The organism is Tenacibaculum sp. M341 (assembly GCF_004337695.1).
In the GTDB taxonomy this organism is placed as follows: Bacteria; Bacteroidota; Bacteroidia; order Flavobacteriales; family Flavobacteriaceae; genus Polaribacter.
In genome coordinates this window covers 125,706-141,204 of record NZ_SJXJ01000003.1, presented here as the reverse complement: position 1 = coordinate 141,204, position 15,499 = coordinate 125,706, and the positions used below count along the sequence as shown (strand labels likewise).

At 28.0% G+C, this 15,499-nt stretch carries 11 protein-coding genes; 5 read left to right on the top strand and 6 right to left on the bottom strand.

Annotated features, from left to right (window positions below; genetic code table 11):
* Window positions 1-163: 163 nt before the first annotated feature.
* Window positions 164-1,819, bottom strand: a complete 1,656-nt coding sequence (locus EYW44_RS04150; protein ID WP_132722411.1) for a tetratricopeptide repeat protein — start codon at window positions 1,817-1,819, stop codon at window positions 164-166.
* A 487-nt stretch (window positions 1,820-2,306) separates the two neighbouring features.
* On the opposite strand from EYW44_RS04150, the gene EYW44_RS04145 reads away from it, so the two are divergent.
* Window positions 2,307-3,647 (top strand): site-specific integrase, encoded by a 1,341-nt coding sequence (locus tag EYW44_RS04145; RefSeq protein ID WP_132722410.1) that lies wholly within the window; start codon window positions 2,307-2,309, stop codon window positions 3,645-3,647.
* A 1-nt stretch (window position 3,648) separates the two neighbouring features.
* Here the strand turns inward: EYW44_RS04145 and EYW44_RS04140 are convergent, their stop codons facing one another.
* From EYW44_RS04140 to EYW44_RS04125, 4 genes are all read right to left on the bottom strand, one after another.
* Window positions 3,649-4,743, bottom strand: coding sequence for a reverse transcriptase family protein (locus EYW44_RS04140; protein ID WP_132722409.1), 1,095 nt, complete (start codon window positions 4,741-4,743; stop codon window positions 3,649-3,651).
* A gap of 153 nt (window positions 4,744-4,896) precedes the next feature.
* On the bottom strand, window positions 4,897-6,153 hold the full coding sequence (locus EYW44_RS04135) for a phosphoribosyltransferase-like protein (RefSeq protein WP_132722408.1): 1,257 nt from the start codon (window positions 6,151-6,153) through the stop codon (window positions 4,897-4,899).
* Between the two features lie 15 nt (window positions 6,154-6,168).
* Window positions 6,169-8,886 carry a hypothetical protein gene (locus tag EYW44_RS04130; RefSeq protein WP_132722407.1) on the bottom strand — a complete coding sequence of 906 codons (2,718 nt, stop codon included), beginning with the start codon at window positions 8,884-8,886 and terminating at the stop codon, window positions 6,169-6,171.
* 216 nt (window positions 8,887-9,102) lie between these two features.
* The gene (locus EYW44_RS04125; RefSeq protein WP_132722406.1) at window positions 9,103-10,770 is read right to left on the bottom strand and encodes a UvrD-helicase domain-containing protein; all 1,668 of its coding nucleotides are present in this window, start codon (window positions 10,768-10,770) and stop codon (window positions 9,103-9,105) included.
* 382 nt (window positions 10,771-11,152) lie between these two features.
* On the opposite strand from EYW44_RS04125, the gene EYW44_RS04120 reads away from it, so the two are divergent.
* Both EYW44_RS04120 and EYW44_RS04115 read left to right on the top strand, forming a co-directional pair.
* The gene (locus tag EYW44_RS04120; protein ID WP_132722405.1) at window positions 11,153-11,617 is read left to right on the top strand and encodes a JAB domain-containing protein; all 465 of its coding nucleotides are present in this window, start codon (window positions 11,153-11,155) and stop codon (window positions 11,615-11,617) included.
* Between the two features lie 119 nt (window positions 11,618-11,736).
* The gene (locus EYW44_RS04115) at window positions 11,737-12,624 is read left to right on the top strand and encodes a tyrosine-type recombinase/integrase (protein ID WP_132722404.1); all 888 of its coding nucleotides are present in this window, start codon (window positions 11,737-11,739) and stop codon (window positions 12,622-12,624) included.
* Here EYW44_RS04115 and EYW44_RS04110 read toward each other — a convergent pair.
* Window positions 12,578-13,513, bottom strand: a complete 936-nt coding sequence (locus EYW44_RS04110; RefSeq protein ID WP_132722403.1) for a tyrosine-type recombinase/integrase — start codon at window positions 13,511-13,513, stop codon at window positions 12,578-12,580. The two genes, EYW44_RS04115 and EYW44_RS04110, sit on opposite strands and share 47 nt — an antisense overlap.
* Window positions 13,514-14,091: 578 nt before the next feature.
* Here EYW44_RS04110 and EYW44_RS04105 point away from each other — a divergent pair.
* Window positions 14,092-14,451, top strand: a complete 360-nt coding sequence (locus tag EYW44_RS04105) for a hypothetical protein (protein ID WP_132722402.1) — start codon at window positions 14,092-14,094, stop codon at window positions 14,449-14,451.
* Window positions 14,452-14,800: 349 nt separating this feature from the next.
* Complete coding sequence (locus EYW44_RS04100; protein WP_132722401.1) at window positions 14,801-15,232, top strand: hypothetical protein; 432 nt, start codon at window positions 14,801-14,803, stop codon at window positions 15,230-15,232.
* The last annotated feature ends 267 nt before the right edge of the window (window positions 15,233-15,499 follow it).

Sequence of the window (15,499 nt, the reverse complement as noted above, 5' to 3'; positions counted from 1 at the left end):
AAATACGCTGCAATACTATTTCATTTTTGAGTTTTGAAAAAGAAATCACGGGGTGCAAAAAAGGGTGCAAAAAACAAAACTCCTTGTTAAACAAGGGTTTTTGTTTTTTATTTTCACTTCCTTTAATTGTAAAAAAGAACTAAAAAAGTAAAAAGTTTAAGATTTAAAGAGATCGAATATAATTGTCTAAAGAGTCATCTTTGGAGAGTTGTAATTTTTTTTTCAATCTAAAACGTGTTGATTTTATAGCATCGATACTTGTTTTTCTTAAACTCGAAATTTCTTTTCTTGAAAGACCTATTTTAATGAAAGAACAAACTTCAATATCAGTTTTGGTTAGATTTGGATGTCTACTTTTTAATGTTTTTAAAAAGTTGTAATTAAGAGTTTCTATATTCTGTTTTAAAACAACAATTTTGGAATCTTCTAGTTTATCTGATTTTAAATCGGCGATAATACTTTTTAAGTTTACTCCTTCCTCGTCTTTGGAAAGCTTGGATAAATCTTCTGCCAATTTTTCTTTAGTTCTTAAATGAATTAGAGTTTCTGTTAACAACTCATTTACCTCTTCTTTTTTAGTGGTAACTTCTGTATTTAAATCGTTAATTTCATTAAACAACTGTTCTTGTTTAATTTTATTTTTCTTTTTTATTCTTAAGTATAGTAGATATCCTAAATACAGCGCTAGTAAACCTACTATGCATATAATTACTAAACTCGCTAAATACAATTGTTTTTGTATTTCTTCTTTTTCTAATTGCAATTCTATTCTTCTTCTTTCTTCTGCATTAACTATACTATCTGTTATTCGAACTTTTTCAAAAGAATGCGTCATTTCAATTTCTTTAAACTTTTTCGCATTATTTACAACATTTATTTCCTTTTGAATTTTATTGTAGGTAGTTAAATCATTAAACGCTAAATCTAATTTACCTATTGATCTGTATATTTCTCCTCTTATTTTATATACATCATAAATACGACTCATCATATTTATTTTGGTTCCTAACTTGATTGCTTCATTTGCGTATAACAAAGCTTTCTCATTATCTTTTAACTGAAAATATGTTTTAGCAAGATTTCTACTAGTAATGGTTACAGATAAATGCTTGTTAACATTTTTAGTATATTTTAAAAAATCGAGTTGCAATGGAAGCGATTCTTTATATCTTTTTTGATCTAATAACAAACTTGATTTATTACCATACACACCTTGCAAAACATCATAAGCTCCAGATAATTTTGAATGATAAATTCCTTTATCAAAAGCATAAAAAGCAGAATCTATCTGGTCCATTTCTGCATAACATTTTGCAATGTTGCTATAATTAAGACCTAATAATCTGTGATTTTTATTGTTAGTATTAGTTTCAATAGCCTTTTTAAAGTTAACAATTGCTTTATCGCACTCGTTATTAAACTTATATAGCATAGCAATATTTCCATAATTTACCCCTAGATATATGGAATCATTTGTTTCGATAATAATTTTTTGAGCTGCTAAATAATCTTTTAATGCTCCTGAAAAATCTAAAGATCTTCTTTTGTATACTCCAGATTGTATGAGTAATGTTTTAAGATCTTTGATATTGTTGTAACTCTTTCTTTTAAATATTTCTCTAATCTGCTGATGGTATGTAGGTAATTTATCTGTATTCCTACTTTTTTGATAGGTTCCTAAACCTAAAAGGTAGTGTACTTTTAAAGAATCATTAGGAGCATTGTTTATTTTATTTTCAAAATCTATTACAATAGAATCCTTCTCTTGTGAAAAGGAACTAAAACCAATAAAGAAAAATAATAAAATGAGTTTTTGCATTCAATTTAAAAATTAAAAAATAACTTTTTCTATTTCATCTTGAAACCTACATTAAGCAATAACATTAATGTAATTAATTTCTAAAACAACAATTTTAAGATACTAATTTCACAACTAAAAATCAAACAATTATACATTACATTTGATTTACTTAGAAGCATACTAACAAACCTTAGCTTTATTCATATTTAAGTACTTTGTAAAACAATACCATAAAAATGAATTTTATTCTAACAAAAAAAGCTTCCAATTTCTTGGAAGCTTTTCAAATCTAGTAGCGGGAACAGGACTCGAACCTGTGACCTTCGGGTTATGAGCCTTGTCTTTATGAGTTTAAAAAAAGATTAAAGTACTTTATATCAATCATTTATAGTTTTATAAAATTCATTTAGATACGTTTAAATACATATAAAATCGAAAAATGTTTTAGGTATGTTTTAGGTAAATATAACACTATTTTATATCTTTACGATGTAAAAAACCACCTATGGCATCAGTAAAAATAATACTCTGGAAACACGACAAGAAAAAAGACGGCTCTTGTCCCCTAGCACTAAGAATTACAAAAAACAGAAAACCGAGATATATATTTACCGGTGAGTATATCTTTGAGAAAGATTGGAACGCTAAATCATCTACCGTAAAAAAGTCGCATCCCAATTCTACTCGACTTAATAACCTACTGCTTAAAAAGCTGAGTGAAGCTCATGCTACTCTTTTGGATGCAGAAACAAGCGAAGAAAACCTAACCACACAGCAAATACAAACAAAGGTAAAACGAAAAGGTTCAAATGTTTCTTTTTTTCAGTTAGCTTCGGACAGAATTAATGATAAATACACCAAAGGAACTTTCTCAGTTGCTAAAGCTGAACTATCTATATTACATAACATACAAGAATATCTAAACCATAATCCTGTTGAACCAAAACTTTTGGTAATGGATGAGATTAGAGAACGTAGAAAAAAGCGTATTTCTAAGGCTCGTAAATATCAAAACACTACTTCGGATGAAATCAAAGCTTTTTCGAAAAACAAATCTCTAATGTTTCAAGATATAAACACGAACTTTATCAATAAGTACAAAATATTTTGTGCCTCGTACTTAGAGCAAAAGCCAAGAACCATCACAAACCAGCTTATTTTTATCAGAACACTATACAATTTAGCTATTAAAGAAGGTATTACTGATAATAAAAACTATCCCTTTGCCGGTGAAAATGAAAAAATACGTATTAAATCCAGTAATAAAATAGGGCTTACGAAAAAAGAGGTTGAAAAGATTGAAAAACTAACTTTAGAGCCTCATACCTCTATTTGGCATACAAAAAACGTATTTTTATTCTCTTACTATTTTGCAGGTGTCCGTATTTCGGATGTACTAGAACTCAAATGGTTCAATTTTGTAGATGGCAGGCTTTACTATGAAATGAACAAAAACGAAAAACCAGTCAGCTTAAAAATTCCCGATAAAGCTTTAGCTATATTATCATTATATGCAAAGGATAAAGAAAAGAACACAGACTATGTTTTTCCTTTTCTGAAAAAAGCAGACCAAAAAAGCAAAGAAGATATTTTCGTAAAAACTCGTAACGCTTCTAAGCTTTTTAACAAATACCTCAAAAGAATTGCTGAAAAATGCAGTATTGAAAAAAATCTTTCAAACCATATAGCTCGTCATACTTTTGGAAACATAGCAGGAGACAAAATAAACCCACTAATGCTTCAAAAACTATATCGCCATAGTAATTTAAAAACTACTATTAACTATCAGGCTAATTTTATTCATAAAGAGGCTGATGATGCTTTGGATATGGTTTTGAATTCTTAGCTTAAATATTCCAATCTATCATGTTAAATTTTTTCAGTAATTGTTGCCCTTTTTCTTTTTCGACTGAATAAACAAAACATATTTTACCATATAACCAATCTTTGTAATTAGATTTAATTTTTGAATCTTTGAACTTAAATTCTAAGTGCGACTTATATCCGTATTTAATGCAATAGTAAAGTTCTTGATTAATTTCTTTAATAATTCTTTTATCTACATAGACACCATCATTAACTGTTAAACCAGTAACAGTTTGCTTTTTATGTTTTGAAGTAAAGCGTATTTTGTTTATATTAACTGTAAACCCATTTTGCCTAATAATCGATTTTATTTTCTTTAGTTTTGGCATACTCTTTTTGTTGCCTGAAATAGTTATATCATCAGCATATCTGGTATAATCTAAATTTGATTTCTCACAGTATTTATACAAAACTTGATCTAATTTTAAACACAATAAATTAGAAATTATTGGACTGGTAGGTGCTCCTTGAGGCAAAACAGAAGGTTTCATTCTAATAACTTTTTTTCTTAGTCTATTTTCCCTCTTGATTTCTTTCCAATATTTTTTAGGAGTATTTACACATAAGAGCCTAGAAAAATCATACGACAGTTTTTCTGTGTAACCTAACTTTTTAAATAAATGGTAAACTCTTTTTTCAGATATCGTATCAAAGAACCTATAAAGATCAATATTTAAAATTGTCTCTTTTTTTACATGTTTATTCGCATTAGTAACAATAGATCTATCTTTAATAAAACCATTTGCTGATTCATGAATATTAACTTTATCTAAAATATTTACTTTAATCCATGTCTGTACAATTTTTAATTCCTCCATCGGACTCATAATCCACCTATATCCTCCACTTTTTTTCCTAACCTTATATGTATTATATAAATCATCCCTATCTCTTATTAAATTTATTAATCTATAAGGTTCTATTCCTATTGAATACGCCAAGTGATATGCATCAAAAATTATAGGTAAATTATTAGAACTTAAATTCTGCGAATATTCAATTAATTTTTCTTTATAATCATTCCCATGATTACTTTGATTTATTTGTTCTACTATTTTATGTAAAGAAGTGGACATGATAAAATTTACGATCTCATTTGACAAAGCTCTGCTTTGAATAGTGTAACCTTTAGCGTTGCACTATTTAAACGATATAAGCTAACATTAATACAACTATAGACAACTAGTCCTAGCTTTTTACCATTTCTAGTAAAAATACAGCTAAATCTATCATGTCACTCCTTTAAATTCTTTTGGTAAATAGTTATTTTCTTTTATTTCGAAAACACAACTATTATTCTTAATTTCTTTCCTCACAAGTTTTAATTGTTTTTTAACCTCCAAATAAATATTATCCCCATAATCAGTTAATGAGTTACTTGTTTCAAAAACTTCATCTTTTTCAGAAATTATATTTTTATAATCATCTTCTGTAATTCCTAAGATTTGACAAATCACAGGTATAGTTCTCTTCTGTCTTATCATCTTCATTATTGAATAGGTTATAAAGTCTGTTTTAGTTATAAAGTTTATTGTTCTCCATCCCAAATCCTTTTCTCCAGAATAAAAAACATTAGACACCTCGATTTCTTTTATAAGTCCAATTTCATGAGCTAACTTTTTTCTAATTTTTTTAGATTCAGACATCTTATTTTCTGAAACTCTTGGATATAATGGAACCCAATTTTTACTTGACCAAATAATTGGCAAAGTATTATTTGGAGGATTATATGCAAATACTATTAAGGCTTGACTATTCTTATATCCTAATGGATATACTTCATTTGTTTTTTCTTTCTTGTTGTATATAGAAAATAATTCCTTTCCATATTCATATGAGAATTTCCTTAACGGTAACATCGATTTTCTATATCCAAATACAGAACCTTTTGAGTGGAATGCTGGATTTCTAACTTCACCGACCATTTCTATTTCTGAACAAAACCTTTGAATATATGATTTAGCTCTTTTTAAATAAAACAAAGTAAGAAAAGTTAATTGATTTATCTTTTTAACATTTTTAATTTGAGGTTTTACATAGGTTTTATAATAATTAACAAACTGTTTACCTGAACCAGAAAAGTCATCTAAAAAAACAATACTTGTTTTAGAACTTATATTTTTAATTTTATGTTTAAAATTAGAATAATGATAGTAAAACACAATCCTATACTCAAATTTATTATAAGTTGGTGTTTTTTTCAAATAATAGACCATAAGTGTACTACTCTTCCCATAATCACACACTGCATGTATTATTATATTATCTTGATTATTTTCAAGTATTCTTTTCAATTTTGAATCATATAATTCAATAATTTCATTTTCCGTTATGAATTCTAATTTTTCAAGAATTAATAATGCTTTATCTACATCATGGTCTTTAAAATTTTTTAACCAATTCACAACTTCAATCTGAGTTACTGAATTTTTCAACCTTTTACATATAGTATTAATTCGGAATTCATCAATTTCATTAATTATCATCTTAAATCCATTTTATTATAACTTACCAAACTCTCTCAATTTATCTTTCTGAAAATCATAAAAAACATCTTTCAAGGTAGACTCAAATGTTTTTTGATTAGTTATGTTTTTCATACTATCCCTGTAAGGAGTAATATGAAACTTTAGACTCATCCTACCATCTGGTTCTGGCTTATTCTTTAATGCTCCAGAAAAATTTATCTCTACTTCCATCTTACCACTTACTTTAGTTTGAATATGATTAAACTTATATAGTACCTTAATTTTTTCTAACAAAATAAATTTCCTTATGTTTTCATCTTTTAGTTCATTAATTTCTTGTAATTTTTTACCTCTAATAGAGGTAATGATATTTTTCCCGGCTTTATCCCTCAACTCTTCGGGAATATTTAAAGTTTCATCTAGGGCATAATTTGAAACTATAAGATCAACACTTTTAAATACACTATGATTATTTAGTTCTACAAAACTTAATAAGAAAAGAACTCTTTCCTCATTTGAAGAAAAATCATCTTTAAATTTTATTTCCTCAGTAATTTCTTTAATAATATTCCTATACTTAAGATTACTTTCTATTAAATTTAAAGAAGTTTTAGTTAACTGTCCTCCTAGTATAGTTTGAAACTCCTGTATAGGTTCAATACTATTTTCTTTATTTTTAAATAAAACTCTTTCTACACTCTGTACCTTACTTAACATTGCTTGCTTATTAGGATCATATTCTTCAATAAAAATCTCCAGCATCACGTTATCACCTTCTGTTTTAACCTGAACATCTGTTAGCTTAGCTTTCTTAGATTCTAACTTTTCGTTGATATTATACTTAATATCAGGGATTGATTTCTTTATAATATCCTCTAAAATTTCTGTTTCCATTTTCTGCAATGTAACATAAGGAAGTTTAGGTACCTCTTTAGTCTTTAACTTTTTAGAAAGTACAAGCTTGGTTAAACTTTCAATATCAGAAGGACTAAATAAGATTTTAGTCATTGTCTCAATAATTTTTGTTTTATCAGAACCTCTGAAATAAATACCTTTCTCTCTTGCAAGAAAATCTCTTAAATCATCTGATTTAATTCTTTCTGAATTCAGAAATGGTTTAATCAGACTACCGTACGGTAAATAATTATTCAAAAAATCATTATTAGGAGTATAATTAACTTCTTCTAATTTAGATTCATCAACAGACTCATCAATGTAATAATCTTTGTTAATATGCAAGGGTTGTTCTTTAACAAACCTAGTATTTATTTCACTTAACCTATGCACACTAACCTTCTCTAACAACAATTTATCTTCAAAATCTCTAAGTATATCCTTAACCTCATTCTTTGTATCATTATCTTCTATATATTCTGGAAAATATAGAAGATATTCATTAGCAAAACCAGAAGTAATTGAGATAGTAAGCCAAACAACCTTTTTTAAGTTAACAGGAGAATAGACATCATTACAAAAAATCAGAATACTAATTCTATCTTTATTTTCTTTTACAATTGGTAAAATAGATGAACTCAAAAATTGTGGTGGCAGATAGTTTTCTCTTTTACCTATTTTGCTTTCAGAAACAATATCTTCAGTTTGTGGATATAAAAATTTAATAGGTGAATCTGAACGATAAGCTTTAGCTGTAACGATAGAACGGTATAAAAAATATAACTGCCTATTATCTATCGAATAATAGATATAATCCTTTAGACTATGTTTTTTATTATCAAAACTTCTTATTTTATGTTTAAAACTATCATTCCCTTCATTTACCTCCTTTGATAATAAAAAATGAATTGCTTGTTTAGAATATGTCTTGTCTTCTAAAATAGATTGTTTTTTTTCGAAACCTTCGGAAACTTTCCCTAATGATTCATATAATTTCACTATATCTTTTTTATTTATATCCTCATATGAATTGGCTATTAAAGATTGAACATAAATAAAATTCAAATTATTATCCTTTAGTTTATCTTCATCAAAACTGCAAAAATCTACAATAAACTCATCGTCTACTCCAGTTTTATCGTTGTATTCAATATATTTTTGTTTATAATTAAAATTATTCCAACCTATCAAGCTTAAAAAATTAGCAACCACTAAGTGTTCCGAATCAAATGATTCGGAATAATTATTAGGCTCTTTTTTGAGATAACTATAAAGATGCTTCTCTGCTTGTTTTTTTATATCATTGATAATATTCATTAAAATTTCTTCCACCCCATCTTTTGTAAACTCTTTTCCTTTTAGAGAATTTTCAATAAACACATCTTTTAATGCTAATGACATGATTTTTCTAACATTAATATCAATTTTATCTTGATCTCTCTTGTATAAAAAAGTCTCTATTCTATCTACTATCAAAGTATTTAAGCTATCATATTCTAGAGCTCTAACTTTTACACAAGCTTCATTTATAATGTCATTATTTTTCTTAAGTTCATTTTTCAATTTTCTTTGAAGAGAGCCTACTAAATACAATTGATATTCACTTGCGTCTGGCATATCTTCTTTTAGTTCTTCAATCCATTTTAATGCATCAGAATACCCTATGTCATTTATCGAAGATTTTACTTGAACAGCCTTTTTTTTATTATTTGAGTATTCCCACAAAACATCAACTTTTTCAAGTTCTTCGTTAGGTTCTAGCGTAACTTTCTCCCAATTTTCTTTATCATCTAAAGATTCAATTACCCCTACAATAGTTTGTATTATATACCCTCTTAGACCTTCTTGTCCTCCCATATAAATAGCTTTAAGTTTTTTGTTAAAATATTAGATTTACATACTATTCTAATATTAAATATTCATGGTTAATTATTGATAATTCTGTCAAAAACATACATTCTTTCTTTTTACATTTTTTTTAAACTCAATCTTTAGAATTCTCTTTTGCAAGGTAATTTCTTCTCAAGGCAAATTATTACGGAAAACCTTATAATTTCTTTGCTTCTCTTATTTTTAAAATATATCCTCATCGCTTACACTAAGGCTAATCTCATTATTTTCTATAAAGTAATTATTATTATCCTCTGGAATACCTGTTGTTAAAAACAATGTTTTTTCTGCTCTTGTTATAGCAACATATTTTAAACAATTTTCTTGATATTTTTGCCATTGAGACATTCCTTCTACCTCAATAGGTAACTTATTATATCCTATTATAAATACTCTCTCAGCTTCTAATCCTTTTGCTCTATGAATCGAGGATAAAATTACAGCATCTTCATTTTTAGAGCTCATTAATTGTTCTATATGCTTAAATAAAGCATTTAAGGTCAAAACACTTTCAATATTGAAAAAACAGATTTCCAAAATATCAATAGCATCTTTTATATTCGCTAGTTTTTCATAATTACCTGGGTCATTTCCTAATTTTTTTTCTTTTGATTTATAAATTTTATTAAGATGAAGAGGTAATTCTTCATAATATTTAGGGTCATTAAATTTCTTATCTGGGATTATTTTTTTCAGTTGAGCAAGTATTTCCTGTCGTCCAAGAATATTACATTTTATATTATTTGTAAGTAACAAAAAAAGAACTTCAAATAAATCTGAATTTCCTCTAGATAATATAAAATCATTAGCTTTCACATAGTTCAATAGTTCTTCATACTTAATATTAATTACCACTCCCTCATCTTTATTTTTTGTTTCAATATCACTTCTAATCTTTTTAGCTAACTCGACAATTGATTTTGAACACCGAAAACAGTTCGTCAGCTTAAACATCTTTGGCTTAAAAAAGTTCTTTATATTATTAAATGATTCAGGTGATGCTCCAGCAAAGCCGTATATAGATTGATAAGGATCGCCTACTGCAAAGATTCTTCCTTCTTTTTTTTTAAATTTGTTTATTATTTTTAATTGAGCATTAGATAAATCTTGACATTCATCAATAAAAACAACATCATACTTAATATTAGATACAAGTTTTAACTCACAAGGCAGAAAAATCATATCCGCAAAATCAAAAATTCCAAATTTAATAGCTTTGCTATTTCCTTCTATTATTAATTCATTAATAATAGAAAAATATAAACTCACTAATTTTAAGTTATTAGTATCTATTTCAATCGCATATCTATCTATTAACGATTTAAAAACCTCTACAGTTTTACCATAACTCAATGTATACCTCAGAAGATCTATTAACCTAAAGCAATTTGAATAAAAAGTTTTATAAAACAAGTCTTGTTCTTCTTTATCTTTTTCTTTGTAGTATATTTTTTTAATATTCTCAAAGTCATCTATGAGGTCTAATTTATTAAGATAATTTCCTTTACTATCTGTTCTAAGTTTTCCTTGTAGAATACTGAAATACTTCGAAGTATTAACTTTTTGTTTTTTAAATGACAAATAATTTTCCTTTAAAATTTTTAATCCTAAAGAATATGTTGTCCTTACAAAAACGTTATCATACTTCTTTGTTTTCTGCTTTATTTCTTCTTGTATTTTCTTATTGAATGCGCAAAAGAGTATTGAGTTATTATTTGGGATATAATCTATCCCTTTAATAATAGTACTTGTTTTTCCACTACCAGCAACGGCATCTATCATTCCATTCTCATTGCTTTTTTTGAAAAAATTAAATATCTGTTCCTGTTCTCTTGTAGGAATAAAGTTCATCTATTATTTGGTATATTAAAAACGCTAAAACAAATCTTTTAAAAAAAGATTTAGCTTTAATTTATTTTTTACTATTTCGGGGTATATATGAATAGATAAATATAAAAAAAATAGCTCTTTATACAATATAAAGACCTAATAGAATTGAACATTATAACAGGAACTACATTTCCTATACAAAAAACCTATTTCATACAAGTGAACTCTATAACTTAAAATTCTTTATAGACTATGTCTCAATACCATTTCACTGAAAATTCTTTGTCGAATTTCATCTTTACGAAAAACAACAAGGATTTGCCTCTTCGAGTTCCTCCTTGTTTTATTTCCGCTGTAAAGATGAGTGTAATGCCAAAGAATTATTCATCAAAATAACGGTATTATGGAAAATCGTCCTACAACAGAACTTTTTAAAATCAACGAAATACAATTATCATATACAAAGAAGCTTAAAACCCCTTTTCAAAAAATCAGCAGTTCCAAACAAGCGAATCAATGTATTCGTCAAATTATTCCTGTAGAGCAGATTAATTACCGAGAATACATGTACGCCTTATATTTGGATAATGGCAATAATATTGTAGGCTACTATCTCCTTTCTGTTGGGGGTATTAATTCGACTTTAGTTGATGTGAGAATTTTGATGCAAGGAGCTTTACTAACTCGATCTGTAGGTTTTGTTTTAGTTCACAACCACCCATCTGGAAAGCTTAAACCATCACTTTCAGATAAACAGCTTACTGAAAAGATTAAAGAAGCAAGCAAAGTTTTAGATTTAAAATTATTAGACCACTTGATTATTACAGAACAAGGTTATTACAGTTTTGCAGATGAAGGAGTTTTGTAATGAGAATACTTTTTCAAAATATTAGATACCTAGAAAGATTTTCTCTCTAGGTATTTTTCTTTTGGTCGTTTTTAGAAAGGAAGGTATAACGACAAACGATACATTTTCTCTCTTATAATATGTTTTTAGACAACTACATCACTGGTTTTAAAAGATACGCTTTGTATGAAAAAGAGATTAACCCTAGAACAACAAAAGACATTATAAATATAACTAAAAAGCTTTTCCTTTTCGCTGATATTGATAATCTTAGAAAAATAGACACTCAAATCTCAAGAGACTTTTTATACTCTCAAAAAGAAAAACGTTTATGGAGTTCTCGAACATTTAGAAATAACAGGCAATATTTAAAAACATTTTTTGAGTATTGCAGAACACATGGATTCATCCAAGAAAACCCTATTTGTAAAATTAGCAAACCAAAAGTACCCAAAGTATTACCTCGTTTTTTAACCAAAGAACAAGTACAATCTATTTTATTTCACACAGAATATTTTGAATGGCGGTACAATATTGAAAAAACTAGGAATATAGCGATTATAGCTACTTTTCTTTTTACAGGTATTAGATTAAATGAACTTATTAACCTCAAATTAGAAGATGTTAATATAAGTACTAAAGAAATTATTATCCGTTTTGGAAAAGGTAGAAAAGAGCGAATAGTTCCTATTTATCCAAAATTGATTCCAATACTTAAAAGGTATCTCGCAGATAGAGAAAAGATAAAAATGAAATCCTCATGGTTTTTTCAAAGTCTTCGTACTCCTTCAAAAATAAGCAAGAAGACTATTCAAGGGTTTTGCCAGAAGATTAGTAAAATTTCTGGAATCAAATTTAGCCCACATCCTTTACGTCATACATTTGCTAGAAATGCAATAAATGCAGGAATAGGGCTATATATGGTAAAAGAAATGTTAGGTCATTCTTCTGTTTCAACTACAGAAATTTATTTATCTGTCTCTAAAAAGAATCTGAAAGAAGTTTTTTGTGGGGCAAATCTACTGTAGCTCCCAAAGGATGTTTGTTGATTTGGTCTTTTAAGTGTCTTGTGGTTATTGCCAAATATATAGTGGTTGTTTTTAGATCACTATGTCCCATCATCTTTGATAACGCATAAATATCACAGTTCCCTTCTAACATTAATGTAGCAAATGTATGTCTTAGTTTATGAGGGTAAACACTTAAATTCAAATCGGATTTCAAACGGTCGAATATTCTCCGAATAGTCATCGCTCCAAGCCTATAATCTCTCCGTAAAGACGCAAAAAAATATGGTGTTGTTTTCTTATTTTTAACTCTAGCTGTCAAATATTCATTCAAAATAGAAATCAACTTTTCATTTAGAGGAATTAAACGGTCTTTTCCTCCTTTACCACATTCTACTCGCAGTATTTTATCTCTCATTCTTACATCAGTAAGCTTTAAATTGAGTAGTTCAGATTTTCGAATACCAGTGTAAATAAACATAGCTATTATTGCTCTGCAACGAATTCTATTAAAAGCATATCGAAAAGGAGCAATGTATGTCCAATCAATTAATCGCATTGCATCTTCTCTATCCAAAGCTTTGGGTAATTTCTTATGAAGTTTGGGCATTGGTATTTCTCGAATAGGATTTTCTTCGATAAATCCTTCTTGTTTACAGTATTCAAGAAAACTTTGTAATGCTTGAATATTATTTCTTGTTGTTGAGGGTTTCCAATTCTTTTTTATCCTTCTATCCATAATATACCTTTCAACCAAAGGTTTATTTATTTGATGAATATTGTCTAATTGGAGCAACTCTACAAATTGCTTTATATTATGAAATTCTCCCCTAACTGTATTAGGGGAATGACCTTTAAAAGTGAGACAGAAATTACTGTATTGATGATGTAATTGTATAATAGAATTCATTATTTCAAAGTATATAATTTATATACCCGACGAATTTGAAATATTTTCTACTTTTTAAGATACTCTATAATCACTTTCTGACAAAGGCTTAAACTGTTTTTACTTTTCAACAATTTAATGACTGTCAGAACCACAACCCGGTGCTCTAACCAACTGAGCTAATCCCGCCGTATTTTTTTTGCCTTTTTTCGCTTATTTATAAGGTTAGTTCAGCTTTTTGTGATTTTGTATTTCTCTAAAATGTTTAAAACTTTCAAGAGCCATCAGGCACGTCGAAATACTAACCCGTTTTTAACCTCTGTCAAAACATTTTAAAAAGAAATTTCTATGACCTTTAAAAAATGATTGAATTTATTTCTATCTCTTTTTAAGGGTAACACTTTTTCATAACAATACTCACGTTTATAATTCCAGTGAGCTTTCATATTTCATAACAAAGAATCGGTACATACATTTCAAGACTATCTCTTTCGGCTTTTTAAAAGATCAAATGTTTGCCTCTTATTCAAAGAGTGTCCTTTTGACTTTTAAGCCTTCGAGATTTTAGACTTGATGTATTTAACCTTCATTTTTTTATTATGAATGCATCAAAAAACACAAGCTTTGAAAAACTACAGGCAATAGCAAAAGAACCTCTTTCATTACGATCTCAAGTAGCAAAAGATATTTTAGAATCCTACAAAGAAGATATAGAAGAGTTTTTTCAGGAATTACCTATGTTTCAGATTAATGATTTAATTAGTAAATATATCTTTTACCGTCATACTCATCATTTCTATGATACACATTACGATGAAATAGAAGAGATTCGTATAGAGCATTCTTACTATTTTGGAGAAATTATGAAGCAAAATTTTGATCTAAAAACTATATTCTGTTGGTTTGCTATTGAACAAACAGCTTATGAACTTGCAGGAGAACTAGGATTTGAAATATAGTCCTTCGTTTCTTTATCAATTCAAAGAATACAGCTTTTTTAAGTTGTGTTTTTTGCTGTTTTCTATGTTTTTTGTGTAGCTATAACAAAATTTACGAATCGTATTTCGTGCATCTACCTGTTGTAAGTGGCTACAAACACATACAATTTAGTTGCTCTCTTACCGCTTTTTACAAGTCCATGCCCTGCGGGAGAAGAAATATTTTTTTGGCTTCGCTTTCTCAAAATAATATTCCTTCTGACCTGTCTTTTTCATCCGCCAGCAACTGTGTTTGGCATGTGTTTGATACCACTTCTATATAACAGGTATCTGCACAAAAAAATAAGTTTCATTTAAAATTTTAATCATTATGGCAACAGCTACAGTAAAACAAAACGGAAGTGCAAAAAAAGTAACAACAGCGAAAAAAGATGTACAAGAAAAATTAGCAAAAGAAGCTATCGGCGAAAAACCAACTCCTATTACCAAAGAAGCTTCGAAACCGCAACCAGTACAAGAAATTGTAAAACCACTGGTAAATCTAGACGATCGCATGCTGAAATTTGAGCAGATGAAAGGTTTAGCACATCAAAGAGAACGCTTAAACAATACACTTTCTGAACTGAATAAGTTCAAGTACAATCAGTCAGATTCGGCGAGTTTCGAGATTGTGGATTCACAAAAACTATCCTTTATGACCACTAATACAAATTTGATTCACATCGTAACCAATCATTTAAAATCTACATTAGAAAGTAGAAAACGCGAAATTGAGAAGCAGCTTATTGATTTTGAGTTGTAGCTCTTTAAAACTTCTGAAGTTAGAAAACCTCGTTCTTACTAGAACGGGGTTTTTTGTTTGTTTTTTGCTGAGGGATACAGCAAAATAATTATATTTGAGATCAAATTTTTTAGAAACAATATATTATAAGAAAGTAATTTTTAACATACATATAATACAACATTAACGTGTTACTATTTCTCTAACTCGAAATCGCCAATTTTAATTAGGAGAAAGAATAGTAAGACTGCATGCCGATTCGGTGTGCTTTCTATGCATATTCCTATT

Coding starts and splice junctions, on each gene's coding strand:
- EYW44_RS04150 (WP_132722411.1), bottom strand. CDS start 1,819: ATGCAAAAACTCATTTTATTATTTTTCTTTATTGGTTTTAGTTCCTTT.
- EYW44_RS04145 (WP_132722410.1), top strand. CDS start 2,307: ATGGCATCAGTAAAAATAATACTCTGGAAACACGACAAGAAAAAAGAC.
- EYW44_RS04140 (WP_132722409.1), bottom strand. CDS start 4,743: ATGTCCACTTCTTTACATAAAATAGTAGAACAAATAAATCAAAGTAAT.
- EYW44_RS04135 (WP_132722408.1), bottom strand. CDS start 6,153: ATGATAATTAATGAAATTGATGAATTCCGAATTAATACTATATGTAAA.
- EYW44_RS04130 (WP_132722407.1), bottom strand. CDS start 8,886: ATGGGAGGACAAGAAGGTCTAAGAGGGTATATAATACAAACTATTGTA.
- EYW44_RS04125 (WP_132722406.1), bottom strand. CDS start 10,770: ATGAACTTTATTCCTACAAGAGAACAGGAACAGATATTTAATTTTTTC.
- EYW44_RS04120 (WP_132722405.1), top strand. CDS start 11,153: ATGGAAAATCGTCCTACAACAGAACTTTTTAAAATCAACGAAATACAA.
- EYW44_RS04115 (WP_132722404.1), top strand. CDS start 11,737: ATGTTTTTAGACAACTACATCACTGGTTTTAAAAGATACGCTTTGTAT.
- EYW44_RS04110 (WP_132722403.1), bottom strand. CDS start 13,513: ATGAATTCTATTATACAATTACATCATCAATACAGTAATTTCTGTCTC.
- EYW44_RS04105 (WP_132722402.1), top strand. CDS start 14,092: ATGAATGCATCAAAAAACACAAGCTTTGAAAAACTACAGGCAATAGCA.
- EYW44_RS04100 (WP_132722401.1), top strand. CDS start 14,801: ATGGCAACAGCTACAGTAAAACAAAACGGAAGTGCAAAAAAAGTAACA.